The organism is Microbacterium longlingense, assembly GCF_058349825.2.
Genome location: NZ_JBYRJA020000005.1, coordinates 82,491 through 105,956, shown reverse-complemented (window position 1 = coordinate 105,956; position 23,466 = coordinate 82,491). Strand labels below are relative to the sequence as shown.

At 70.3% G+C, this 23,466-nt stretch carries 22 protein-coding genes; 17 read left to right on the top strand and 5 right to left on the bottom strand.

Annotated elements, in window-relative coordinates:
- Positions 1-32: 32 nt before the first annotated feature.
- Positions 33-1,724, top strand: a complete 1,692-nt coding sequence (locus tag AC3RXY_RS08740; protein ID WP_491510522.1) for an alpha-keto acid decarboxylase family protein — start codon at positions 33-35, stop codon at positions 1,722-1,724.
- 29 nt (positions 1,725-1,753) lie between these two features.
- On the opposite strand, the gene purB is transcribed toward AC3RXY_RS08740, so the two are convergent.
- Together purB and AC3RXY_RS08730 are read right to left on the bottom strand one after the other, a co-directional pair.
- Positions 1,754-3,151: an adenylosuccinate lyase gene (purB, locus tag AC3RXY_RS08735; RefSeq protein WP_491510713.1), complete on the bottom strand. Its 1,398-nt coding sequence runs from the start codon at positions 3,149-3,151 to the stop codon at positions 1,754-1,756.
- Between the two features lie 8 nt (positions 3,152-3,159).
- Positions 3,160-3,657: a low molecular weight protein-tyrosine-phosphatase gene (locus AC3RXY_RS08730; protein ID WP_491510521.1), complete on the bottom strand. Its 498-nt coding sequence runs from the start codon at positions 3,655-3,657 to the stop codon at positions 3,160-3,162.
- A 128-nt stretch (positions 3,658-3,785) separates the two neighbouring features.
- On the opposite strand from AC3RXY_RS08730, the gene AC3RXY_RS08725 reads away from it, so the two are divergent.
- Both AC3RXY_RS08725 and AC3RXY_RS08720 read left to right on the top strand, forming a co-directional pair.
- Complete coding sequence (locus AC3RXY_RS08725) at positions 3,786-4,034, top strand: hypothetical protein (RefSeq protein ID WP_491510520.1); 249 nt, start codon at positions 3,786-3,788, stop codon at positions 4,032-4,034.
- Entirely contained in the window at positions 4,031-5,323 is a 1,293-nt protein-coding gene (locus AC3RXY_RS08720) for a hypothetical protein (protein WP_491510519.1), read from the top strand. Before AC3RXY_RS08725 ends, AC3RXY_RS08720 begins: the two co-directional genes overlap by 4 nt.
- Before the next feature lie 49 nt (positions 5,324-5,372).
- Here the strand turns inward: AC3RXY_RS08720 and moaA are convergent, their stop codons facing one another.
- Both moaA and AC3RXY_RS08710 read right to left on the bottom strand, forming a co-directional pair.
- A complete protein-coding gene (gene moaA / locus AC3RXY_RS08715; RefSeq protein ID WP_491510518.1) occupies positions 5,373-6,458 on the bottom strand; it encodes a GTP 3',8-cyclase MoaA in 1,086 nt (361 codons plus the stop codon).
- A gap of 140 nt (positions 6,459-6,598) precedes the next feature.
- Positions 6,599-7,000 carry a phage holin family protein gene (locus tag AC3RXY_RS08710; protein ID WP_491510517.1) on the bottom strand — a complete coding sequence of 134 codons (402 nt, stop codon included), beginning with the start codon at positions 6,998-7,000 and terminating at the stop codon, positions 6,599-6,601.
- A gap of 114 nt (positions 7,001-7,114) precedes the next feature.
- Between AC3RXY_RS08710 and AC3RXY_RS08705 the strand changes: the two genes are divergently transcribed.
- From AC3RXY_RS08705 to AC3RXY_RS08685, 5 genes are all read left to right on the top strand, one after another.
- Positions 7,115-8,185, top strand: coding sequence for a histidinol-phosphate transaminase (locus AC3RXY_RS08705; protein ID WP_491510516.1), 1,071 nt, complete (start codon positions 7,115-7,117; stop codon positions 8,183-8,185).
- A gap of 303 nt (positions 8,186-8,488) precedes the next feature.
- Entirely contained in the window at positions 8,489-8,872 is a 384-nt protein-coding gene (locus AC3RXY_RS08700) for a hypothetical protein (protein WP_491510515.1), read from the top strand.
- 225 nt (positions 8,873-9,097) lie between these two features.
- On the top strand, positions 9,098-10,222 hold the full coding sequence (locus tag AC3RXY_RS08695) for a thiamine pyrophosphate-dependent dehydrogenase E1 component subunit alpha (RefSeq protein ID WP_491510514.1): 1,125 nt from the start codon (positions 9,098-9,100) through the stop codon (positions 10,220-10,222).
- Positions 10,219-11,199, top strand: a complete 981-nt coding sequence (locus AC3RXY_RS08690; protein WP_491510513.1) for an alpha-ketoacid dehydrogenase subunit beta — start codon at positions 10,219-10,221, stop codon at positions 11,197-11,199. Before AC3RXY_RS08695 ends, AC3RXY_RS08690 begins: the two co-directional genes overlap by 4 nt.
- A 147-nt stretch (positions 11,200-11,346) precedes the next feature.
- A complete protein-coding gene (locus AC3RXY_RS08685; protein ID WP_491510512.1) occupies positions 11,347-12,696 on the top strand; it encodes a dihydrolipoamide acetyltransferase family protein in 1,350 nt (449 codons plus the stop codon).
- Positions 12,697-12,729: 33 nt separating this feature from the next.
- Here the strand turns inward: AC3RXY_RS08685 and AC3RXY_RS08680 are convergent, their stop codons facing one another.
- Positions 12,730-13,947 (bottom strand): ROK family protein, encoded by a 1,218-nt coding sequence (locus tag AC3RXY_RS08680; protein ID WP_491510511.1) that lies wholly within the window; start codon positions 13,945-13,947, stop codon positions 12,730-12,732.
- A gap of 89 nt (positions 13,948-14,036) precedes the next feature.
- Here AC3RXY_RS08680 and AC3RXY_RS08675 point away from each other — a divergent pair, with 89 nt between their 5' ends.
- The 9 genes from AC3RXY_RS08675 to AC3RXY_RS08635 all read left to right on the top strand — a co-directional run bounded on the left by AC3RXY_RS08675 (position 14,037) and on the right by AC3RXY_RS08635 (position 23,397).
- A complete protein-coding gene (locus AC3RXY_RS08675) occupies positions 14,037-15,350 on the top strand; it encodes an ABC transporter substrate-binding protein (RefSeq protein ID WP_491510510.1) in 1,314 nt (437 codons plus the stop codon).
- Positions 15,347-16,255, top strand: a complete 909-nt coding sequence (locus tag AC3RXY_RS08670) for a carbohydrate ABC transporter permease (protein ID WP_491510509.1) — start codon at positions 15,347-15,349, stop codon at positions 16,253-16,255. The genes AC3RXY_RS08675 and AC3RXY_RS08670 overlap by 4 nt, the downstream gene beginning before the upstream one ends.
- A gap of 83 nt (positions 16,256-16,338) precedes the next feature.
- Positions 16,339-17,160: a carbohydrate ABC transporter permease gene (locus tag AC3RXY_RS08665; RefSeq protein WP_491510712.1), complete on the top strand. Its 822-nt coding sequence runs from the start codon at positions 16,339-16,341 to the stop codon at positions 17,158-17,160.
- A gap of 90 nt (positions 17,161-17,250) precedes the next feature.
- Complete coding sequence (locus tag AC3RXY_RS08660; protein ID WP_491510508.1) at positions 17,251-18,927, top strand: glycoside hydrolase family 13 protein; 1,677 nt, start codon at positions 17,251-17,253, stop codon at positions 18,925-18,927.
- Between the two features lie 100 nt (positions 18,928-19,027).
- Complete coding sequence (locus AC3RXY_RS08655; protein ID WP_491510507.1) at positions 19,028-19,627, top strand: FMN-binding negative transcriptional regulator; 600 nt, start codon at positions 19,028-19,030, stop codon at positions 19,625-19,627.
- Between the two features lie 157 nt (positions 19,628-19,784).
- Complete coding sequence (locus tag AC3RXY_RS08650) at positions 19,785-20,876, top strand: metal ABC transporter solute-binding protein, Zn/Mn family (protein ID WP_491510506.1); 1,092 nt, start codon at positions 19,785-19,787, stop codon at positions 20,874-20,876.
- Complete coding sequence (locus AC3RXY_RS08645) at positions 20,873-21,688, top strand: metal ABC transporter ATP-binding protein (RefSeq protein ID WP_491510505.1); 816 nt, start codon at positions 20,873-20,875, stop codon at positions 21,686-21,688. Before AC3RXY_RS08650 ends, AC3RXY_RS08645 begins: the two co-directional genes overlap by 4 nt.
- Positions 21,685-22,542, top strand: coding sequence for a metal ABC transporter permease (locus AC3RXY_RS08640; protein ID WP_491510504.1), 858 nt, complete (start codon positions 21,685-21,687; stop codon positions 22,540-22,542). Before AC3RXY_RS08645 ends, AC3RXY_RS08640 begins: the two co-directional genes overlap by 4 nt.
- Positions 22,543-22,923: 381 nt before the next feature.
- A complete protein-coding gene (locus tag AC3RXY_RS08635) occupies positions 22,924-23,397 on the top strand; it encodes a hypothetical protein (RefSeq protein ID WP_498224594.1) in 474 nt (157 codons plus the stop codon).
- Positions 23,398-23,466: the final 69 nt, after the last annotated feature.

Genomic DNA, 23,466 nt, shown 5'->3' with positions numbered 1-23,466 from the left:
GATGATCCCGTCTATTGCTGAGCATAACGATCATGTCTGATTCTTCCTCTGTCTCCGTCGGCGGCTACATCGCCCGTCGCCTGCACCAGCTGGGCTGCGGGTACCTGTTCGGCGTGCCGGGCGATTTCAACCTGGGACTGCTAGACGAGATCCTCGCGGGGGACGACATCGTGTGGCAGGGGTCGGCGAACGAGCTCAATGCCTCCTATGCCGCAGACGGCTACGCCCGGATCAAGCGCGGCATCGGCGCCCTCGCGACCACGTACGGCGTCGGCGAGCTCTCCGCGGTGAACGGCACGGCCGGCAGCTTCGCCGAGGATGTTCCCGTGGTGCACATCGTCGGGATGCCCAGCCGCACGGCGCGCCTCGCCGACCTGCCGCTGCACCACACCCTGGCCGACGGCGACCATGACCACTTCCTCCGCATGCAGCGGGAGGTCAACGCCGTCGTCGAGGTCGTGCAGAGCCCGGCGACGGCCGCCGCCACGATCGACCGCGTTCTCTCCGCCGCCGTCGCGCTCTCCAAGCCGGTCTACCTCGGAGTGCCCTCCGACCTGGCCAGGATTCCCATCGACGGCTCCGCTCTGGCGGAGCCCCTGTCGGCCGCGCCCGCGAGCGACGAGTACGCGCTCGCCCGGTTCCGTGAGCTCCTGGCGGAGTCGCTGGCCGCGTCGGACGCAGCGGAGGCCCCGGTGATCACGGCGCTCACGGGTGCTCGCGCCCACCGCTTCGGCGCGGAGTCGGCGGTGCGCCGGCTCGCCGGCGTCAGCGGCGTGCGGGTGGCCTCGCAGTTCTCCAGCAAGGCCCTGCTCGACGACAGCGACCCGGCGTCTCTCGGCGTGTATGCCGGATCTCTCACGCCGTCGGAGCAGACCAGGCGCGCCGTGGAGGCGGCGGATGTGCTGGTCTCGATCGGCACCGTCGACACGGACTTCACCACGGGCTTCTTCACCCAGTCGCTCGAATCCGGCGTGCGTATCCGTCTGCAGCACGACCTCGCCGAGATCGGCGCGGAGCGCATCCGCGGGATCACGCTGACTGACGCGGTGCTTGCCGTGGCCGCCGAACTCTCGCAGCATGCCGGCGAACGCGCGGACCGTGAGCCGGTCTCCCACTCGGGCGCGCCGGCGGCCGGCGACGAGCCGATCTGCCACGACAACCTCTGGCCGCTTCTGCAGAGCAGGATCGAGCCGGAGACGCTCGTGGTCGCCGAGGCCGGCACGTCGTACTACGGCGCGCTGTCGATGCATCTGCCGGACGGATGCGACTTCCTGGGGCAGCCGGTGTGGTCGTCGATCGGGTTCACGCTGCCCGCGACACTGGGCGGCGTCCTCGCCCGCCCCGGACGTCCGGCGCTGCTCATCATCGGCGACGGTGCTGCTCAGCTCACCGTCCAGGAGCTCGGGGCCCTGCTCCGCCTCGACGACGCGCCCACGGTGCTGCTGCTGAACAACAACGGCTACACCGTGGAGCGGATGATCCAGAGCCCCGAGGCGGTCTACCAGGACATCACGCCGTGGGACTGGACAGCGCTCCCCGCCGCTCTCGGCGCTCCGCAGGCCAGCACCGCGACGGTGCGCACGTGCGCGGAGCTGGACGCTGCGCTCACGACGGCGCAGACCTCCCGGGGAGCGCTCATCGAGGTGATGCTGTCCGAGGACGACGCGCCTGCGCTGCTGCGCCGGATCACGAGCGGGCTGAAGGGGGACGAGCCCGCCCGCTGAGCACGGCCGTGCCCGGCGGGTCGTCCCGGTCAGCGGGCCAGGCGCTCCGCCAGGCCCGTGTACGTCTCGGGGCGCAGCGCGAGGAGCCGCTGCTTCGCGGCGTCGCCGATCTCCAGATCCGCGACGAACGCGGCCATCTCGGTCGCCCCGACACGGTTTCCGCGGGTCAGGTCCTTCAGCAGCGCATACGGGTCGCTGATCGTCGAGCGGCCGGCGACCACCTCGGCGCGGATGACCGTCTGGATGGCCTCGGCGAGCACCTCCCAGTTGGTGTCGAGGTCGGCCAGGAGCACATCGCGCGAGAGCGAGATCTCGCCGAGGCCGCGGCGCAGATTGTCCAGCGCGAGCAGCGAGTGACCCAGGGCCACGCCGATGTTGCGCTGCGTGGTCGAGTCGGTGAGGTCGCGCTGCAGGCGCGAGGTCACGAGCGTCTGCGAGAGGGTCGCCAGGATGCCTCCGGCGATCTCCAGGTTCGCCTCGGCGTTCTCGAACCGGATCGGGTTGATCTTGTGCGGCATCGTCGAGGATCCGGTCGCCCCCGCCACCGGGATCTGCGCGAAGTAGCCCAGCGAGATGTAGGTCCAGATGTCGGTCGCGAGGTTGTGCAGGATGCCGCCGGCATGACGCACCCGGTCGTAGAGCTCCACCTGCCAGTCGTGCGGCTCGATCTGAGTGGTGAGGTCGTTGAAGTCGATTCCGAGCGATGTGATGAACCCGCGGGCGATATCGGGCCAGTCGGCGTCCGGCTCGGCGGCGATGTGCGCCGACCACGTGCCGGTCGCGCCGGAGAACTTCGCCAGGAACTCGGAGCCGGCGATCTGAGCGGCGACGCGCTCCAGGCGCCGGGCGAAGACGGCGAGTTCCTTGCCCATCGTGGTGGGGGTGGCGGGCTGGCCGTGCGTCCGCGAGAGCATCGGGGCGTCGGCGTGCTCGACCGCGAGCTCGCGGAGCCGGTCGATGACCTGCTGCAGGGCGGGCAGCCACACACCGAGAACCGCGCGCCGGACGGTGAGCGCGTAGGAGGCGGAGTTGATGTCCTCACTCGTGCACGCGAAGTGGGCGAGCTCGGCGATGGCGTCCAGGCCGAGGGTGCTGAGACGATCGCGCACGAGGTACTCGACGGCCTTCACATCATGGCGCGTGACCGCTTCGCGCTCGGCGAGCCAGTCGATCTCGGCCTGGCCGAAATCGCGGTAGAGCGCGCGGAGACGGTCCTTGTCGGCGTCCGAGAGGGGAGCGGTGCCGAACAGGGAGCGGTCGGTGAGGGCGATGAGCCACTCGACCTCCACCTCGACACGGGCGCGGTTCAGACCGGCCTCGGAGAGGAAGTCGGCCAGCGGGGCGACGGCAGCACGGTAACGGCCGTCGAGCGGGCTCAGCGGCTGGGGCGGAAGCGAGGGCTGGACAGTCAGGGGAATCCTCCTGATCGGGCGCCTCAGAGGCGCGGCGCGGGTGGCCGGAGCGCAGGTTCGAGCTGGTGGAACAGCCCCCGCGCGGCCTGTTCGATCATACCGAGCACGTCGTCGAACATCTCCGGGTCGGCATAGTAGGGGTCCGGCACGTCCGGACCGCCCGCCTGGGGGTCGAAGGAACGGAGGAGAGCGACCTTGCCCTCCTCCGGTTCGTCGCGCGCCCACTCCCGCAGGACGCGCTCATGGCCGCGGTCGAGGGCGATGACGAGGTCGTTCGCCGCGAAATCGGCGCTGGTGAACTGGCGGGCGCGATGCCGGGAACCGTCGTAGCCGCGGCGCTCGAGCGCCGCGATGGTGCGCGCGTCCGCGCGCTCGCCCACGTGCCAGTCGCCGGTGCCGGCCGACGACGAGACGATGCGATCGGCGAGTCCGCGACGCGCGGCGAGGTCGCGGAACACGGCCTCCGCCATGACGGATCGACAGATGTTGCCGGTGCACACGAAGATCACGTGGAACCGCATGGGGTCATTCTGCCCTCCGGCGCCGTCAGCGGAAAGGGCAGATGGACACAATCGGTGCGGCGGGGAAGATCTGCACAGAGTCTGCGGGCGCAGCGCGCGCACGCCTCGCCGGACGGGAGGGTGGTGCCATGACGTTCCTCTCCGTCCCTGTTCTCTCCCCGGAGCAGGCCGCTGCACTCGCCGAGGCCCGCCGGGCTCTGGCCGACGCGATCGACCGGTTCGACGCCGCGCATGCGCTGGGGTGCGCGGTGCGCACGGACCTGCGGTGCCGCACCGCGGGGCTCACCGCGATGCACCGGCGGCTGGGGGCGCTGCTGGAGCGCATCGCCGCCGAGCGCGCTCGGCTCTGTGACGAACTCGACAGGATGCCCCGATGAGCGATCTGGATTTCTCCCACGGGGGTGCCGTCGCGGTCGACACCGGGGTGATGCAGGAGCTCGCGGCATCATCGTGGCGCATCGCCGCGATGCTGGCGGAGGCCGCGGAGGACGTGCGCCGGTCTCAGGCGGCCGGGCAGCCGGCGGCAGCGGCGATCTCCGGCATGCTGCTGGTGCTGTGGGGGTGGTCGCGGGGCATCGACGAGCTCACCGACGAGGTGCGGGTGCTCGCGCGCGGACTGCAGCTCATGGCCGATGCCTACGCGATCGTCGAGCAGCGTGCGGCGCGTGATCTGCTGCCCTCCTCCGGTGTCTCGGCCCTCGCGGCGATCCAGCGCGACCTGCAGGAGCGGGAGCTGCTGAACCCGGGGGCGGCCCTGCTCGCCGATGATCTCATCGGGGGCGCGGTGCAGGGCCGCTACGACGCGATCCGCCACCTGGGCGGCTGGCCGGGCCCGTTCGGCGGCGGCCTCGCGCTCGGCCTCGCCGGGTTCGCCGGGGCTGTGCAGCGCGCCGGGCGGGGGATCATCCCGCCCGGCAGCCGCCTCGCCGGTCGGGCAGGACCGGTCGTCGTCCGGCCGGTCGCGCGTGCGGCGGTCCCCGGCCCCCCGGCGGGGCTCCGTGATCTGATCGGCAGGTTTCCGCAGCGTACCGGCGCGCAGGTGCGCGTCGAGACGTATGAGATGCCCGACGGCGCCGACGAGCACATCCTCTATGTCGGGGGCACCCAGTCGCCCGGGTTCGGCGGGGACGACCCCTGGGACATGAGGTCGAATCTTCAGCTGTACGCCGATGCGGAGCGCAGCGACTCGTACCAGGCCGTGGTCGATGCGCTCGCGGCCTCCGGAGCTCGGCCGGGCGACGTCGTGCACATCGTGGGGTATTCGCAGGGCGCCATGATCGGCGCGTGGCTGGTGATGGCCGGCGGCTACGTCGTCCCGACGCTCGTCGCCCTCGGCTCTCCCGTGGAACCGAGCGCGGGGCCGGAGACGCTGAGCGTCACCGTGCGGCACACCGACGACCCGGTCGCGGCGCTCGCGGGCGGCGGTTCGATCGCGGGCACCGGGGATCGGGAGAGCGTCGTGATCGAGCGCGTCGCCGACCCGGTCGCCGGCCTGCACGATCTGCTGCTGCCGGCGCACGGGCTCGGCGCCTACGCCGAGACGGCGACGATGGCGGATGCCGCGGCTGATCCGAGCGTCCAGGCGCTCGTCGACCGCTATGCGCGCCTGGCCGAAGCGCAGGGTGTCACGGCCGTGGAGTACGTCGCCCGCAGGGGCGGCTCGTGAACGCGGCGCGCGTCGTGCCGTGTCGGCGGCGCACCCACCCCGGATGGGGCTATCCGCCCAGGTAGCTCATCTCCGCTCGGGGGCGCGCGGCGCGCAGCTCCGGCGTGAGGGCGGAGCGGATCTCCGAGTAGCGGTCGTCGCGCACGCCCCAGATGCCGGCGAGGGCCGTGCGCAGATCGTCATCGGACGATCCATTGCGCAGCAGAGCACGGAGGTCGTGCGACTCGGTGCCGAACAGGCAGGTGAACAGCTTTCCCTCGGTGGAGATGCGGGCCCGGCTGCAGGTGCCGCAGAAAGCGTTCGTCACGGACGAGATCACGCCGATCTCGCCGTCGCCATCGGCGTACCGCCAGCGTTTCGCGGTCTCGCCGGGGGCCGCAGCGCCGACCGGTTCGAGCGGGAACAGGGCGGAGATCCGTGCGATGATCTCCGCCGATGGCACGACCTCGTCGAGCGACCAGCCGTTGGATGTCCCGACATCCATGTACTCGATGAACCGCAGGGTGAAGGGGGTGCCCTTGAAGCGCGCCGCCATGTGCTCGATCTCGCTGTCGTTGACGCCGCGCTTGACGACCATGTTCAGCTTGACCGGACCGAGCCCTGCCTCATGAGCAGCCTCGATGCCGTCGAGCACCCGGGACAACGGGAAACGCACGTCGTTCATCGCCTGGAACAGCGTCTCGTCGAGGGAGTCGATCGACACGGTCACGCGATCCAGCCCGGCCTCGCGAAGCGCTGCGGCCTTGACGGGAAGCGCCGAGCCGTTGGTGGTGAGGGCGAGCTCCACGCGGTCGCCGGCCGGCGTGCGGATGCGGGAGAGCCGGGCGATGAGGTCTTCGATGCCGCGGCGCAGCAGAGGCTCGCCCCCGGTGAGGCGGAGCTTGTGCACGCCGAGATCGACCGCGGCGCGGGAGATGCGCTCGATCTCCTCGAAGCTGAGCAGCTCGTCGCGGTCGAGGAACGCATAGTCGCGCCCGAAGACGGTGCGGGGCATGCAGTACACGCAGCGGAAGTTGCAGCGGTCGGTCACCGAGATCCGCAGGTCGTGGAGCGGGCGTCCGCGGCGATCAGCGAGGCCGGAGGCAGGCAGTCGCCGGGCGCCGGTGCGGCGCTCCGGTGCTGGTGTCTTGCTCATGGGTGGGCCCCCTCGAGTCGCCTACGGTAGCACCGTCGCATGGGGGTGAGGGCCGTTGACGTCCAGGTGGGCGCGTGGGCCGCCGAGTGATCAGCCGCGATTCTCTTTCGGGCTGATGAACGGCCAGATCGAGGCAGTCGTTAGCGGCGCTCTTTTTTCTGCTGCGGGCGCAGCAGGGCGCCGAAGAACGCGTTGATCACCGAGATCAGGAAAGCGGCGACCACACCCCACCAGAACGACGGAACCGACAGGCCCCAGCCCCACGGCTCGGTGAGCGACGCGGTCAGCCACAGCAGGAACCCGTTGACCACGAACGACACCAGGCCGAGGGTGAGGATGTAGATCGGGAAAGCCACGATGCGGATGAGGCCGCCCACCACGGTGTTGACCACGGCGAAGATCGCCCCGACGGCCAGCAGGGTCAGAACGAGCTGCAGCGTCTCGCCCGGGGCGAAAGCGGTGATCGAGACCTGGAGGAACGGGATCAGGGTGACCACCCAGATCGCGAAGGCGTTGACGGCGACGCGGACGATGAAGCGCATGGTCTGCTCAGTCTTGCACGGCCCCGTGGGCGACGGCAGGTACCCCGTGCGGAGCGGACCGGAAAAAGACCGGCAGACCGGGCGGGCGAGGCGACGCAGCCCTAGACTCTGCTCGTGAGCAGCGAACCGGTCCTTCCCCGCATCCGTCCCGAGATCGCCGCCCTGCCGCCGTACCGTCAGGGGCGGCCGGCCGGGGCCGACGCGTTCAAGCTCTCCAGCAATGAGAACCCGTTCGACCCGCTGCCGTCTGTGGTCGCATCGCTCGACGAGGCAGTGCCGTTCAATCGGTACCCTGACGCGACGGCCGGAGCGTTGCGCGCGCGCCTGGGCGAGCGGTACGGCGTCGAGCCGGATGCTGTGCACATCGGCACCGGGAGCGTGTCGATCCTGGCCCAGTTCATCCAGGCGGCGTGCGCGGAGGGTGACGAGGTCGTCTACGCCTGGCGCTCGTTCGAGGCCTATCCCAGCCTGGTTCTCGTCGCGGGTGCGCGTTCTGTGCCGGTGCCCCTGCGCGATGACGCCGGTCACGATCTGGACGCGATCGCCGATGCGATCACGGATCGCACGCGCTGCGTCATCCTGTGCACGCCGAACAACCCCACCGGCCCGGTGATCACGACCGCTGAGCTCGCGGCGTTCCTCGCCCGCGTGCCCGGCGACCTCCTGGTGCTGCTCGACGAGGCCTATGCCGAGTTCGTGACCGACGGGGACGCCGTCGACGGCCTCGCCGAGCGTGTCTTCGAGCAGCACCCCAACGTGGTCGTGCTGCGCACGTTCTCCAAGGCATACGGGCTCGCGGGCCTGCGCGTGGGCTACGCGATCGGACATCCGCGCGTGCTCGACGCCGCCCGCAGCACCGCGATCCCGCTGTCGGTGACCTCGGCGGCCGAGAAAGCCGCGATCGCGAGCCTCGACGCCGAGCCGGAGCTGCGCGAGCGCGTGGTCGTGCTGGTCGAGCGCCGGGCCGCGCTGGTCGACGGCCTGCGCGCTGCGGGCTGGACGGTGCCAGACGCCCAGGGCAACTTCGTGTGGCTGCCCGCGGGAGAGCGCGCGACCGAGATCGCGGAGGCGCTCGACGCGGGCGGGATCATCGTGCGTGCATTCCCGGGCGACGGCGTGCGGATCTCCGTCGGAGAACCCGAGTCGGTGGAGAGGGTCCTGCGGGTCGTCGGCGACCTGGCGTAGGTTCGTCACCCGGCGGCTTCGCGGCCGAGAGGCGGGATCTGTCTCTGCGAGCCACTGCTCGGCGAGGTTCTCCGTCTCCGGCGGAAGGGGCCGGAGCGCTGCCGCCTCCCGGGGGCCAGGGCGAGCACGTCCGAGACCTGTGGGCGATCAGATCGAGACCTGTGGGCGATCAGGTCAAGACCTGTGTCCAGGTTCGCGGCCGCGGGCCCGTGGTTGGCTTGACCGTCGGCAGCCAAACGGGCAGCAGAGGTCTTCTCGTGCGCAGGGTGGCCGTGCGGCGAGGGGGATTGTGGTGGGAGCGACGTGACCAGCAGGGGAAGGATCATCCTGGGGGCGGGGCTCCTGCTTTCGGGGGTACTGATCCTCGCTCTCGGGGCGCGGCTCATCCCGGTCGGTGCGGCGGGGGAGCGGTGGGTGGTCTTCGCCGTCGCTCTCCTCGCGTGGCTCGGAGGGTTGCTCCTGATCGGCGCATCGAGCCGGTCCGAGACGCTCGCCGTGGGCGTGGTGATCCTCGCCGTGCTCCCGGTCGTCGTCATCGGCGGGACCATGCTCATCTACACGGCAGAGCTCGACGTTCCCCTGCTGCTTCTGATGCTCGGGGCCGCATCGCTCGCCGTGGGCGTCGGCATGGCCTTCGCGGTGCGCGCCGTCCGGCGGGCGCTGCGTCGCACCCGCGAACACGGGTAGCCGCCTGGCGCATCGCCGTCGCTCGGGTTCGTGTCGCACAACCTGCGAGGGCCGACGGCCCGCGGGTTGTGAGGCGCGGCCCTGCCGATGCCGAGCCGGAACGCCGGCGGAAGGCCGCGTATATCCGTCGCCGAGCATGGATCGGTGGAGAAGATCCTGCGGATCGCCGGATCCGTTGTGTGAACCCTCCAGCGTCCCGGCCGTCTGCTCGGATACCGTAGAACGGTGACCTCGTCTGAGACCGCCCCCGTTCGCGTCCTCGACGCCTCCGGAAACTTCGCGCCCACCCCGGCTGCCGAACGCTTCCTGCCGCTGATCGACGCTCTCACGGACGCCGACCTTGAGCAGTTCTACCGCGACATGGTCGTGATCCGTGCGATCGACGAGCAGGCGACCCATCTGCAGCGCCAGGGCCAGCTGGCCCTCTGGCCGCCGAGTCGTGGGCAGGAGGCCGCGCAGGTCGGATCGGCCCGCGCTGCTCGACCGCAGGACACGATCTTCCCGTCTTACCGTGAGCACGTCGTCACCCGCATCCGCGGTGTCGACCCGGTCGACATCATCAAGCTGATGCGCGGTGTCTCGCACGGCGGATGGGACCCCACCGACCCCGCCAACGGCAACACGCGCCTCTACACGCTCGTGCTCGGCTCGCAGACGCTGCACGCGACCGGCTTCGGCATGGGGCTGGTGTTCGACGGGCGCTGCGGCACCGGGGACCCGGAGCGCGACGAAGCCGTGATGGTCTACTACGGCGACGGAGCATCGAGCCAGGGCGACGTGCACGAAGCGATGGTGTTCGCCGCCAGCTACCGCACGCCCGAGGTCTTCTTCCTGCAGAACAATCACTGGGCCATCTCGGTGCCCGTCAGCACCCAGTCGCCGGTTCCGCTGGCGGGTCGCAGCGCCGGCTACGGCATCCCCAGCGAGCGGATCGACGGCAACGACGTGCTCGCCAGCTTCGCCGTGACCAGGAAACTGCTCGACGAGGCGCGCGCCGGCGAGGGCCCGCGCGCGATCGAGGCCGTGACCTATCGCATGGGTGCGCACACGACCAGTGACGACCCCACGAAGTACCGCACGAGCGACGAGGAGACCTCGTGGGCCGAGCGCGACCCGATCGCCCGCATGCGGGTCTTCCTCGAGGGGCGTGGTGCCGCGGAAGGCTTCTTCGCCGACGTCGAGACCGAGGCCGCGGATGCCGCGAACGATCTGCGTGAGCGGTCGGTCGCGCTCTCGCCACCGCCGCGGGAGGGCATGTTCGACCACGTGTACAGCGAACCGCATCCGCTCATCGACGAACAGCGCGCGTGGCTGGCCGCCTACGAGGCATCCTTCGAGGGGGACGCATGACGCTCGAGACGATGCCGTTCAGCAAGGCTCTGAACGCGGGGCTGCGGGCCGCGATGGACGACGATCCCCGAGTTCTCATGATGGGTGAGGACATCGGACGTCTCGGTGGCGTGTTCCGCGTCACCGAGCATCTGCAGCGCGATTTCGGTGAGCAGCGCGTGCTCGACACCCCGCTCGCGGAGTCTGGCATCGTGGGTACCGCGATCGGACTGGCCATGACCGGGTTCCGCCCGGTGTGCGAGATCCAGTTCGACGGGTTCGTGTTCCCCGCGTTCGACCAGATCACCACGCAGCTGGCCAAGCTCACCTACCGGCACGAGGGCCGTCTGCGGATGCCGGTCGTCATCCGCATCCCCTACGGCGGCCACATCGGCGCGGTCGAGCACCATCAGGAGAGCCCGGAGACCTACTTCGCGCACACTCCGGGACTGCGGGTCGTCTCGCCGTCGACCCCGAACGACGCCTACTGGATGATCCAGCAGGCGATCCGCTCGGACGACCCGGTGGTCTTCCTCGAGCCCAAGAGCCGCTACTGGTCCAAGGGCGAGGTCGATCTGGACGCCCCCGCTGTGCCGTTGCACGCCTCGCGCATCGTGCGCCGCGGCACCGACGTGACCCTCGTGGGGCACGGCGCGATGGTTGCCACGCTCCTGCAGGCCGCCGCTCTCGCCGACGCGGAGGGCACGAGCTGCGAGGTCGTCGACGTGCGCTCGCTGTCTCCCATCGACTACGGGCCGATCCTCGACTCGGTGCGCAGCACCGGCCGCATGGTCTACGCCCAGGAGGCGCCGGCGAACGTCAGCGTCGGCAGCGAGATCGCCGCGACCGTCGCAGAGCGTGCGTTCTATGCGCTCGAGGCCCCTGTCATCCGGGTGTCCGGATTCGACATCCCGTTCCCCCCGGCCAAGCTGGAGGGCTCCTACCTCCCGGATCCCGATCGCATCCTCGAGGGTGTCGACCGGGCCTTAGCGTACTGATCAACACGCGATGATGCTCCCCTCCCACGACCGAACTCAGGAAGAATCGAGCGGAGAGCCGGTTTCGGCCGGGGGGTCTGCCCCCTTCCGTACTTTTTGCCTGAGTAGGGTTCGCCGGGCAGCGGACCGTTCTCGAAAGGACCCCCGATGAGCACTCAGACATTCACCCTTCCCGACGTCGGTGAGGGCCTGACCGAGGCCGAGATCGTCTCGTGGCGCGTCGCGCCGGGCGACGCGGTGGCGATCAACGACGTCATCTGCGAGATCGAGACCGCGAAGTCGCTCGTCGAGCTGCCTTCCCCGCACGCCGGTGTGGTGGGAGAGCTGCTGGTGGCGGAGGGAGCGACCGTCGACGTCGGCGCCGCGATCATCACGTTCGTCTCCGAGAGCCCGGCATCCGCGGCCCCGGAAGCGCCTGCCGCGCCCGCGGCTGAGGAGGGGGGCGGCTCGGTGCTGGTGGGCTACGGCTCCGGCGGGGGCGCGACCTCACGCCGCCGGAAGGCGCCAGAGCGTCCGGTCCGCTCGTCGGTGGGGGTTGTGGCGAAGCCCCCGATCCGCAGGCTCGCGCGTGACCTCGACGTGGATCTGACCGAGGTCGTCGCGACCGGCGCCGATGGCGAGGTGACCAGGGACGACGTCGTGAAGCACGCCGCGCAGGCGAGTGTCTTCCGCAACATCGAGACCCCGGAGTGGGGCGAGGCGCGCGAGGAGCGCATCCCGGTCACGCCGGAACGCGCCGCATCGGCGGTCGCGCCGCCCGCGCCGGGGCGGGCGATGGCCGGCCCGGACGCCGACGTGCGCACCGAGACGATCCCGGTCAAGGGCGTGCGCAAGGCGATGGCGAACGGCATGGTGCAGAGCGCCTACACCGCTCCGCACGTGACGGTGTGGAAGGACGTCGACGCCTCACGGACGATGGAGCTGGTGAAGCGGCTGAAGGCCTCGCCCGACTTCGCCGACATCCGGGTCTCCCCGTTGCTCATCATGGCGCGCGCGGTGATCTGGGCTGCGCGTCGCACCCCGCTGGTGAACGCCGCGTGGATCGACACGGACGGCGGCGCGGAGATCGCGGTGCGGCAGTACGTGAACCTGGGCATCGCCGCTGCCACGCCGCGCGGGCTGCTCGTGCCGAATATCAAGGACGCCCATGCGATGGGCATGCGCGACCTGGCCCGCGCGCTGGAGCGCCTCACGGTGACCGCGCGCGAGGGCAAGACCACCCCGGAGGCGCAGAAGGGCGGCACCATCACGATCACCAACATCGGGGTGTTCGGGATGGATGCCGGCACGCCCATCATCAACCCGGGTGAGTCCGGGATCGTGGCGCTCGGCCGCATCAGCCAGAAGCCCTGGGTGGTGGACGGCGAGGTGCGACCGCGGTGGGTGACCACGGTCGCCGGCTCTTTCGATCACCGCGTGATCGACGGTGACGGCATGAGCCGCTTCGTGGCGGATGTCGCCGCCGTGCTCGAGGAGCCCGCACTGCTGGTGGACTGAACCGCGCCGCCGGACCGGACCGCTCGCGCACGGTCACGCCGTGCTGTGCAGCCTCTCGCGCACGAGCAGTGGCATGGTCTGCGTGCGCGCGATCTCGCGCGCACGCGCCACCGCACCGCGCGTGACGACGTCTGCGCCCAGCGACGAGGCGATCACCTCGGGGGCGGGGAGGTGCAGGCGTTCCGGGAGGGCTCGGCGGGTGGCGGCCAGCACCGGCTCGATGCTCTCCGCGATCGCCCCGCACAGGATCACGCGCGCCGGGTCGAAGGTGCTGCCGAGCACGCCGATCACGGTCGCCAGCAGTGAGCCGACGCGTTCCGCGACGAGCAGGGCATCGGGGTCTCCTGCGGCGGCCAGGGCCAGCACGGCGCGAGGCGGGATGTCGTCGTCGCGGCCGAGGGCGGCCAGGGCGCCCGCAGCGGAGATCGCGCCGGTGTCGAGCGCCTCGCGCACATGCCGCTCGATGGCGTAGCGCAGGCCGAAGGCGGAGCCGACCCCGATCACGTGATCGAACACCACGCCCTCGCCGACGCCGCCGTGTGCGCCGTGGAGCAGGTGGCCATCGACTACCACGCCCGCGCCGAACCGCTCACCGGTGAGGAGGGCGACGAAGTCGTCGCAGCCGGCCGCTGCGCCCGCCGCGGCCTCGGCGACGGCGGCGAGCTGGGCGTCGTTCTTCACCTCGACGAACGGCGCGCAGTCGGCGAGCAGGTCGACGAGCCCGGGGTTGGTGCGTTCCCAGAAGCGCTCGGGGTGCGGCGGAGACACGCCGTCGCGGTCGACGGGGGCTGCCACACCGGCGCACACGGCGAGGATGCGTTCGCGCGTCGTGCCTGCCGCGGCGAGGGTGTCGTCCAGCAGGCTGAGGATGCGGTGCCGGTAAGCCTGGCGGGTGCGGGTGTGGTTGATCGTGATGCGACGGTGCGCGAGTACGCGGTCGAAGGGGTCGGCGACCGTGACGGCCAGGTGGGCGTCCCCGGCGTCCATGCCGACGACCACGCCCGTGTCCGCGGGGATCTCGAACCGGCGGGCCGGTCGTCCGCCGCGGTACTGCTGTCCCGCGGCGCGGGCGTTGGGCAGTTCGCGCAGCACGTCGATGCCCACGAGCGTGTCGATCGCGTCGATCACGGTCGAGCGGGTCAGGCCGGTGGCCTCCATCGCGTCGGAGGCGGTGACCAGACGCGCATCCCAGCTGAACGACAGCACGGCGTCGATGCTCGTCCGACCGGCTTCTGCGGTGAAACCCTTCACGGCTCTTGACCTCCTCCCTGGGTGAGAGTACCGTGCTCATCAGTTAATTTGGTGATTAGATTTAATCTCCCTCTCATGGAAGGACAACGGTGTCCCGAACATTTTCACGCGCAGGACGCGCGCTGGCGGTCGGTGCGGTGCTCGTGCTCGGCGGGTCTCTTCTCGCCGGATGCTCTGCCGACGGTCGCGACACGGTGCGGTTCACCTTCAGCAAACGCGAGGCGATCGGTTTCATGACCCAGGTCGTCGCCGACTACAACGCGTCCCAGGACGACGTGCGCGTGGTCATCGACACCTCCGGGGTGGACGTCGTCTCGGCGAGCTTCGTGCGCGGCAACCCGCCCGACCTCATGCTCGCCAACTACAACATGGAGGTGGCCCGGTTCGTCGACCGCTGCGCCCTCAGCGATCTGAGCGATACGGCCGCTGCCGCGCAGATCCGGGAGGAGTACCAGCCGCTGCTCGACCAGTACGGCTCGTGCGACGGGCGCACGAGTGCCCTGCCCTACTCGGTGATGGCATCCGCAGTGATCTACAACCGGGAGATCTTCGAGGCAGCCGGCATCGCGGTGCCCACCACCTGGGACGAGCTCATCGCCGTGTGCGACCGCCTCGTCGCGGCGGGCATCACGCCGTTCTCCGCGACCCTGAAGGACGACTGGACCGTCGGCCAGGGGTGGTTCGACTACACCGTTGGCGGGTCCCTCGACGTGATCGACTTCTTCGACCGTCTCGCCGCCGCCGGCGCCGAGGTGGGACCGGACTTCGAGACGTCGTTCTCGGCGGAGTTCGCCGAGCCGGTCGAACGCATGCAGCAGCTGCTCGGCTCCTACGTCAACAGCGACGCCAACAGCCGCGGCTATGGCGACGGGAACCTGGCCTTCGCCGGCGGCCAGGCGGCGATGTACCTGCAGGGTCCCTGGGCTTTCAGCGAGATCGCGAAGACCGCCCCAGACCTCGAGCTCGGCACGTTCCCGCTGCCGATGACCGACGACCCGGACGACCTCGCGGTGCGCGTCAACCTCGATCTCGCGGCGATGATCCCCGCGGGGGCGCGCAACCCGGACGGCGCCCGCGCGTTCCTGGAGTACATCTACCAGCCGGAGATCATCGAGGCCTACAACACTTCGCAGCTCGGGTTCACCCCCACCATCTCCGCTCCTGCTCCCGAGGACCCGCGGGTCGCGGGGATGATCCCGTACGTCGACAACGGCCAGATCTACCAGGGGCCATCCGTCCTCATCCCCAAGACCATCCCGGTCTTCAACTACGCCCAGGCGCTGGCGCTCGGTTCGAGGCCCGCCGACATCCTGCGCACGCTCGACGCGGACTGGGCGCGCCTCGCATTCCGCGCCCCGGTGCGCACCGAGGCCCAGAGCGAGACGAAGGAGTCCGCAGAGTGAGCACCACGACCACGATCGTCACCGCCGGGCGGACGCCGCAGCGCAGCACCCGGCGCGTCGAACCCATCTACTACCTGTTTCTGATCCCCACCGTGCTGCTGTTCACCCTGGCGATCACGCTGCCCGGCGTCGTCGGCATCTTCTTCAGCTTCACCGACTCGATCGGCATCGGCGAGTGGAGCTTCAACGGCCTCACCAACTACATCGCGGTGTTCAGCGATCCGGCCATCCTCCAGAGCTACCTGTTCACGTTCGGATTCTCGCTGGCGACCGTGGTCGTGGTGAACGTGATCGCGTTCCTCCTCGCGGTCGGCCTCACCTCCCGGATCCGCTGGAAGACCGGACTGCGCACGATCTTCGTGATCCCGATGGTGGTCTCCGGCATCATCATCGCCTACGTCTTCAACTTCCTCTTCTCCAACTCGATCCCCGCGGCCGGTGCGGCGCTCGGCGTGCCGTGGCTGGAGACGAGCCTGCTCGCCAACCCCGATCTCGCGTGGGTCGCGATCGTCGCGGTGACCGCATGGCAGGCCGTCCCGGCAACGATGCTCATCTACATCGCGGGTCTGCTCGCGGTGCCCGGCGACGTCTACGAGGCCGCGGACCTCGACGGCGCGAGCACGTTCCAGCAGCTCACGCGGATCACCCTGCCGCTCGTGGCCGGGTATGTCGTGATCAACGTGATCCTCGGATTCAAGGGCTTCCTCAACGCCTACGACATCATCGTCGGCCTCACCAACGGCGGCCCGGGAACCGCGACGCGCAGCGTGGCGATGACGATCATCGCCGGATTCAACGGCGGCGACTACGCGTATCAGATGGCGAACGCCACCATCTTCTTCATCGTCGCCATCATCATCGCCCTGCTCCAGCTCTCGGTGAACCGCGGAAGGAACGCCCTCTGATGTCGACCACCACACCCGTCGTCGCTGACGACACGCGGGCGCTCGCGCTCGCCCAGGGCACGTCCAAGCGGTCGCGGTTCGCGATGGAGCGCGTCAACTGGTCTGGCACGATCATCCTGATGCTGTGCGCGGTCACCGTGCTCCTGCCGCTGTACGTGACCATCTCGATGGCTTTCAAGACCACCGGCCAGGCCGTCGACGGCAATGCGTTCTCCCTGCCGGCGCCGTTCTCGATCGAGGGCTTCATCACCGCATGGAACCTGACCAACTGGCCGGTCGGCGCCGGCATCTCGCTCCTCGTCACGGCCGGAACGGTGGCCGCCACGATCGTGCTGGCGGCACTGGCGTCCTACGCGATCGTGCGCAACTGGGAGCGCCGGCTCTTCCGCTGGTCGTTCTTCTACCTGCTGGCGGCGATGTTCATCCCGTTTCCGGTGGTGGCGCTGCCGCAGATCCAGCTGACCGGACGCGTGGGGCTGGACAACCCGCTCGGAGTGATCATCCTGGCCACCATGTTCCAGCTCAGTTTCAGCGTGCTGCTGTTCACGGCGTTCCTGCGTTCGATCCCGCTCGAGCTCGAGGAGAGCGCGCGCATCGACGGGGCGACCACCTGGCAGACGTTCTGGCGGCTGATCTTCCCGTTGCTCGCCCCCATGAGCGCCACGGTCGGTATCTTCGCGTTCCTGTACGCCTGGAACGACTTCATGATGCCGTCGCTCATCATCTCGGATCCGGCCCTGCAGACCCTCCCTGTCCGTCAGCACCTGTTCCAGACGCAGTTCAGCAACAACTACAACGTGTCGTTCGCCTCCTACCTCATGGCGATGTCTCCCGCGATCGTCGCCTACCTGTTCACGCAGCGCTGGGTGATGGAGGGTGTCACACAGGGAGCGGTGAAGGGCTGACCTCCGCTCGGCGGCCGGGCGATCTTGACCTGTCCCGCCGCCGTGGCGCGAAACCGTACCAGCAAGAGCGAAAGAGAAGGAGATCCCCGAATGCCAGAGACGACCGTCGTCGATGCCTCCACCCCGACCGCGATCGCGCCGTGGTGGCGGCAGGCCGTTGTCTATCAGATCTACCCGCGCAGCTTCGCCGATGCCACCGGCGACGGCATCGGCGACATCCCCGGGATCCTGTCGCGTGTGGACTACCTCGCCGACCTCGGCGTCGATGCGGTCTGGCTGAGCCCGTTCTACCCGTCGGCGCTCGCCGACGGCGGGTACGACGTGGCCGACTACCGCAACGTCGATCCGCGGCTCGGCTCGCTCGACGACTTCGATGCGATGGTCGCCGCGCTCCATGCCCGCGGCATCCGCGTGGTGGTCGACATCGTCCCGAACCACACCTCCGACCAGCACGCGTGGTTCCAGGAGGCGCTCGCCGCGGGGCGCGGGTCGGCAGCGCGCGACCGGTACATCTTCCGGGAGGGATCCGGGCCGGACGGCACCGAGCCGCCGACCGACTGGGAGTCGGTGTTCGGCGGTCCGGCCTGGCACCGCGTCGACGACGGACAGTGGTACTTCCACCACTTCGCCACCGAGCAGCCCGACCTCAACTGGGACCACCCCGACGTGCGGGCAGACTTCCTGCACACGCTCCGCTTCTGGTCCGATCGCGGGGTGGACGGCTTCCGCATCGATGTGGCGCACATGCTCACGAAGGACCTCACCGAGCCGCTGCCGTCGAAGGCGGAGCTCGCGCAGATCCCGGTCGATGGCAACCACCCGCTGTTCGACCGTGACGACGTGCACGAGGTGTACGCCGCATGGCGTGAGGTGTTCGACTCCTACGATCCGCCGCGCACGGCCGTGGCGGAGGCCTGGGTGGCCTCCGACCGGGTGCCCAAGTACGCCGCACCCGGGAGCCTCGGGCAGTCGTTCAACTTCGACCTGCTGACCGCGGCGTTCGATGCGGCGGCGTTCCGCGACATCGTCACGCACAACATCGTGCTCTCGGCGGCCTCCGGCTCGTCGAGCACCTGGGTGCTCTCCAACCACGACGTCTTCCGCCATCCCACGCGCTACGGTCTGACGCTGCCGGCGGCCGAGGGTGCGGTGCCCCACCGGCATGGCGGGGGCTGGCTGGAGTCCGGGGCGGATCCCGCAGAGCTGGACCGTGTGGGCGGGCTGCGCCGGGCGGCGGCGGCCAGCCTGTTCCTGCTCGGCCTGCCCGGCTCGGCGTACCTCTACCAGGGGGAGGAGCTCGGGCTGCACGAAGTGGCCGAGATCCCCGCGGAGGAGCGGCAGGACCCGACGTTCTTCCGCACCAACCAGGAGCAGTACGGGCGGGACGGATGCCGGGTGCCGCTGCCCTGGACGGCTGACGGCCCGTCGTTCGGGTTCGGTGCGGCGCAAGCGCACCTCCCGCAGCCGGCCTGGTTCGCCGACGTCGCCGTCGCGGAGCAGGAGGGCGACCCGGACTCCACGCTCTCGCTCTACCGCCGGGCGCTCGCGCTGCGGCACGAGCTGCAGACCGGGGAGGAGCTCGACTGGATCGACACCGGCCGTGCGGACGTGCTGCGCTTCGCCCGCCCGAACGGCTGGCAGGTGGTGACGAACTTCGGCGCTGAGCCCTTCGCGCTCGCCGTGGACGGGCTGCGCGTCGTGCTGTCGAGCGCCCCGGGCGCCCCGGGTGTCGTGCCGCCGGAGTCGACCGTGTGGCTCGCTCCCTGACCGTGGGGCGTGGTGGTGGTGCGGGTCGGTCGCCGGCCGACCCGCACCACCCGCGGCGGTGTCGTGCCGTGCGCTGCGGGCGACCTCGTAGGCTGGGCCGATGAGACACACACCCCGGTACGTGATGGACGATCCGGAGGAGGTCAAGCGCCTCATCCGCGGCAACGCGTGGGCGACGTTCGTCTCGCCGGCATCCACCGGGCTCGTCGCATCGCACTATCCGGTGATCCTCGACGAGACCGCGGAGGAGATCGTCATCGTCAGCCACTTCGGCCGGCCGGATGACGAGCTGCACGAGCTCGGTCGGCATGAGGTCCTGGTGATCATCCAGGGCCCGCATGACTATGTCTCATCGTCGTGGTACGCGCCGGGCGACATCATCCCCACCTGGAATCACGTCACCGCGCACCTCTACGGCACGCCGGAGGTGCTCTCCGACGAGGAGAACTACCGGATGCTGGAGCTGCTCACCGATCATTTCGAGCGGCACCACCCCGGCGGCCACAGCCTTTCGGAGGACCCTGAGGGCACGCGCCGGGCCGCGCGGGGGACGGTGGGGCTGCGGATGCGCGTCGACCGCTTCGACGCGCGCGCCAAGCTCAGTCAGAACAAGGCCCCCGATGTGGCGGAGAACATCATCGCGCACCTTGAGGAGCGCACCCCCGGTCTGGCGGCCGAGATGCGCCGCTCCCGTCCTTAGTCCGTAGTCCGTTCCGCCCGTCCTCGCCGAATCCGCCCGCGGCGGGCTGCGCCCGCCCTGTGCGCGTTCACGCGGAGGGCGGAACCGGCGATGCGACGCGCAGGGGAGGCGGAACAGATGGTGAGAATGATTCTCATTACGGTGATAGGATCGGGGCATGACGCACAACCGACGAAACCGTATGCCCCGCCTCGCCGCGCTCATCGGCCTCGGCGCCGCGGGCGCACTCCTGCTCGCGGGCTGCTCCGCTCCGGCCCCCGCCGCGCAGGGGACCGATGCCGGCGACGCCGACCGCATCGTCGTGGTCGCCTCGACCAACGTCTACGGCGACATCGCCGAGACCATCGGCGGGGATCGCGTCGACGTCACATCGATCATCACCTCGTCGTCCCAGGACCCGCACTCCTACGAGGCCACCGCCCGCGACCGCCTCACCGTGCAGGGCGCCGAGCTGGTGATCGAGAACGGCGGCGGCTATGACTCCTTCATGGAAGAGCTGCGCGACGGATCCGATGCGCCCGTCATCGTCGCCGCGACCTTCAGCCACGACTACCCCGGCGCCGAGGGCCACGACCACGATGACCACGCCGACGCGCACGAGGGTGCCGACGCGGCAGAGGATCACGATCACGCGGACGACCACGACCACGACGACCATGACCACGCCGACGATGCGGACGCGCACGCCGACGATCATGACCACGACGGGCACAACCACATCGAGGGCTTCAACGAGCACGTGTGGTTCGATCCGCACACGATGATCCACGTCGTCGAGGGCATCTCCGAGCAGCTCAGCGCGCTGGACAGCGCCGGCGCCGACGAGTTCGCGGCCAACGCGGCCACCCTGATCGCCGACCTCGAGGGCCTGGAGGGCGAGCTCGAGACGCTGAAGGGCACGGCCTCCGGCACCGCGGTGCTGCTCACCGAGCCGCTGCCCGGATACATCGCGGCCGCCGCCGGTCTCGACGATGTCGCACCGGACGGCTTCGCCGCCGCCGTCGAGGAGGGGCGCGATGTGCCGCCCGCCCTGCTGCTGGAGGCCACGACACTCCTCGAGAACGGCACGGTCAAGGCCGTGCTCGCCAACGCGCAGACCGGCGGCCCCGAGACGGAAGCCGTCGAGAAGGCCGCGACCGGCGCGGGGGTCCCGGTGGTGACCTTCACGGAGCTGCTTCCCGAGGGAACGTCGTACGCTGAGTGGATGGCCGACGCGATCTCCCACCTCGCCGCCGCGCTGACGTCGTGAGTCTCCTCGAGGTCCGCGGCGCAGCGATTCGCCGCGGACCACGGGAGCTCTGGGCCGGGCTCGACCTCGATGTCGAGCCGGGCGAGTTCATCGCCGTGCTCGGCCCCAGCGGTTCTGGCAAGACCACGCTGCTGCGAGCCATCCTGGGCCTGCAGGATCTCAGCGCCGGCAGCATCAGCATCGAGGGGGAGCCGGTGCGCCGTGGCAATCCGCACGTGGGCTACATCCCGCAGCAGCACGCCTTCCCCGCCGACACCGCGATGCGCGGACGGGATGTCGTCTCGCTCGGGGTGCAGGGGGTCCGCTTCGGTCTGCCTCTGCCGCACCGCGGCGACCGCGAACGCGTGGACACGGCTCTGGCAGAGGTCGGCGCGACCGGCTACGCTCAGCGCCGCGTCGGCGAGCTCAGCGGGGGCGAGCAGCAGCGGCTGCGGGTGGGGCAGGCGCTCGTCGACCGCCCGTCGTTGCTGCTGTGCGACGAGCCGCTGTCCAACCTCGACCTTGCCAACCAGCGCGCGGTGATCGAGATCATCGATCGGCAGCGCCGCGAGCGCGACGCCGCCGTGCTGTTCGTCACGCACGACATCAACCCGATCATCGGCGACGTCGACCGGGTGCTCTACATCGCCGGGGGACGTGTCCTGATCGGCACCCCCGATGAGGTCTTGCAGAGCCGGGTGCTCTCGGACCTCTACGGGGCACCGGTGTTCGTGACCCGGGTGGGGGACCGGCTGCTCGTCGTCGGCGCACCCGATGCCGAGACCCACCACCACGAGCACGAGCACGAACACGGCGACGGAGGACCCGCATGACCCATCCGCTCCTCGACTGGAGCGACGTGTTCTCCTTCCAGGACTACGGCGCGCTCGTGGCCCTGCTGTCGAACTCGATCATCGCCGGTGCCGTGCTCGGTGTCGTGGGCGGCCTGATCGGCGTGTTCGTGATGCAGCGCGATCTCGCCTTCGCGGTGCACGGCATCAGCGAGCTCTCCTTCGCGGGGGCTGCCGCGGCGCTGCTGTTCGGCGGCAGCGTGGTGGCGGGCTCCATCGGGGGTGCGATCATCGCGGCGCTCCTGATCGGGCTGCTCGGCGCCCGCGCTCGGATGCGCAACTCGATCGTGGGCGTGCTGATGCCGTTCGGGCTGGGCCTGGGGATTCTCTTCCTGTCGCTCTACGAGGGGCGCAGCGCAAACCGCTTCGGTCTGCTGACCGGTCAGATCGTGTCGGTCTCGACACCGGATCTCGGCTGGCTGATCGGCATCAGCGCCGTCGCTCTCGTCGTGCTCGTGCTGACCTGGAACCCGCTGCGCTTCGACTCTCTCGATCCCGTCTCTGCGGCAGCGCGGGGCATCCCGACCCGGGCGCTCGGCATCGGCTTCATGGTGGTGCTCGGTCTCGTGGTGGCGGTGAGCGTGCACATCATCGGTGCGCTGCTGGTGATGGCACTGCTGGTCACCCCCGCCGCGGCCGCCATGCGCGTGGCTGCGGGGCCGGTTGCCGTTCCGCTGCTCGCGATGGCGTTCGGTTTCGTCTCGGCGGTCGGAGGCATCCTCCTCGCGCTCGCCGGAACCCTGCCGGTGAGTCCGTACATCACGACGATCTCGTTCCTGATCTTCCTCGTGTGCGCGGGCATCGAGCGCGTACGCAGCCGGGTGCGGCGCGCCTGACGCGCCCGCCGCGCTGCCGGCGCGGCTACCGTGCGCTGTGCATGGCACGCATCGATCAGCAGACGCCGCGTCACCGGGTCTCCCCAGAATCCTTGCCGGGGGTGCGGAAAGTCGGCGCGGCCCCCGGGTGTGGAGAAGAACGATCCGTCCGTCTAGAGTCTTCCCCGTGCTCCTCGACGACGAGGGGCGCTTGGGGCGGGGCGTGCGTTGGATCCGATGCACGATACCCCGATGAGGGGGCAGATGGGCACCATGAGAGACCGAGATCACGCGCGCCCTGGCGGGACGGATCGGCGGAGTTCCGAGCGCAGGGTCCGCCGCCCGCAGCGGGCGTCCGAGCGGTTCCTGCTGCGGGGGAGAACCGGCCGCGAGCACGCGTGGGTGCGCCTCCGCTGGCTCGGCCAGCGCACCACCGGGCCGGAGTTCTGGCTGCTGCCGGACGGACGAGACATCCACGACGTCATCGACGCCGGCGATCTCGACGCGCTGCCGGAACACCTGTATCTCGCAACGCAGAACTCCGGCCGACGGGGTGACATCCTGTGGCCGACCGGTCTGCGTGGCCCCGTGGTCGTCTCCCGCCGCTTCGCCGAGGTCCTCGAACGCACCGGCGCGACCGGATACCGGCTGCGGCCCGTCCTGCTGCACCCCAAACGCGGGGAACCGCTCGACGGCTACGCGATCATCCTGTTCACCGGCGAAAGCGACGACGACCTGCGGCCCTACCCGCCGGCCCGGCGCGCCGTCTCGACGCTCGAGGTCTCGGCGCGCGTGCTGAGCGCGCTCGAAGCCGCCGGGGTCACCGGTTTCTGCGTCGAGGAGAGGGCGGCCGTGCTCGCAGGGGCTGTCCGCTGATCCCGCTGATGCCACGGGGTGCGCGGCGGCTGCGCCCCCACGTGCACCCACGCCGTGCACAGCCCGACG

Bases quoted from the DNA above. Each gene is read 5' to 3' on its own strand.
- AC3RXY_RS08725 (WP_491510520.1), top strand. From the start codon at position 3,786: ATGACGTTCCTCTCCGTCCCTGTTCTCTCCCCGGAGCAGGCCGCTGCA.
- AC3RXY_RS08650 (WP_491510506.1), top strand. From the start codon at position 19,785: ATGACGCACAACCGACGAAACCGTATGCCCCGCCTCGCCGCGCTCATC.
- AC3RXY_RS08665 (WP_491510712.1), top strand. From the start codon at position 16,339: ATGGAGCGCGTCAACTGGTCTGGCACGATCATCCTGATGCTGTGCGCG.
- AC3RXY_RS08655 (WP_491510507.1), top strand. From the start codon at position 19,028: ATGAGACACACACCCCGGTACGTGATGGACGATCCGGAGGAGGTCAAG.
- AC3RXY_RS08710 (WP_491510517.1), bottom strand. From the start codon at position 7,000: ATGCGCTTCATCGTCCGCGTCGCCGTCAACGCCTTCGCGATCTGGGTG.
- AC3RXY_RS08660 (WP_491510508.1), top strand. From the start codon at position 17,251: ATGCCAGAGACGACCGTCGTCGATGCCTCCACCCCGACCGCGATCGCG.
- AC3RXY_RS08685 (WP_491510512.1), top strand. From the start codon at position 11,347: ATGAGCACTCAGACATTCACCCTTCCCGACGTCGGTGAGGGCCTGACC.
- AC3RXY_RS08730 (WP_491510521.1), bottom strand. From the start codon at position 3,657: ATGCGGTTCCACGTGATCTTCGTGTGCACCGGCAACATCTGTCGATCC.
- moaA (WP_491510518.1), bottom strand. From the start codon at position 6,458: ATGAGCAAGACACCAGCACCGGAGCGCCGCACCGGCGCCCGGCGACTG.
- AC3RXY_RS08720 (WP_491510519.1), top strand. From the start codon at position 4,031: ATGAGCGATCTGGATTTCTCCCACGGGGGTGCCGTCGCGGTCGACACC.
- AC3RXY_RS08740 (WP_491510522.1), top strand. From the start codon at position 33: ATGTCTGATTCTTCCTCTGTCTCCGTCGGCGGCTACATCGCCCGTCGC.
- AC3RXY_RS08690 (WP_491510513.1), top strand. From the start codon at position 10,219: ATGACGCTCGAGACGATGCCGTTCAGCAAGGCTCTGAACGCGGGGCTG.
- AC3RXY_RS08640 (WP_491510504.1), top strand. From the start codon at position 21,685: ATGACCCATCCGCTCCTCGACTGGAGCGACGTGTTCTCCTTCCAGGAC.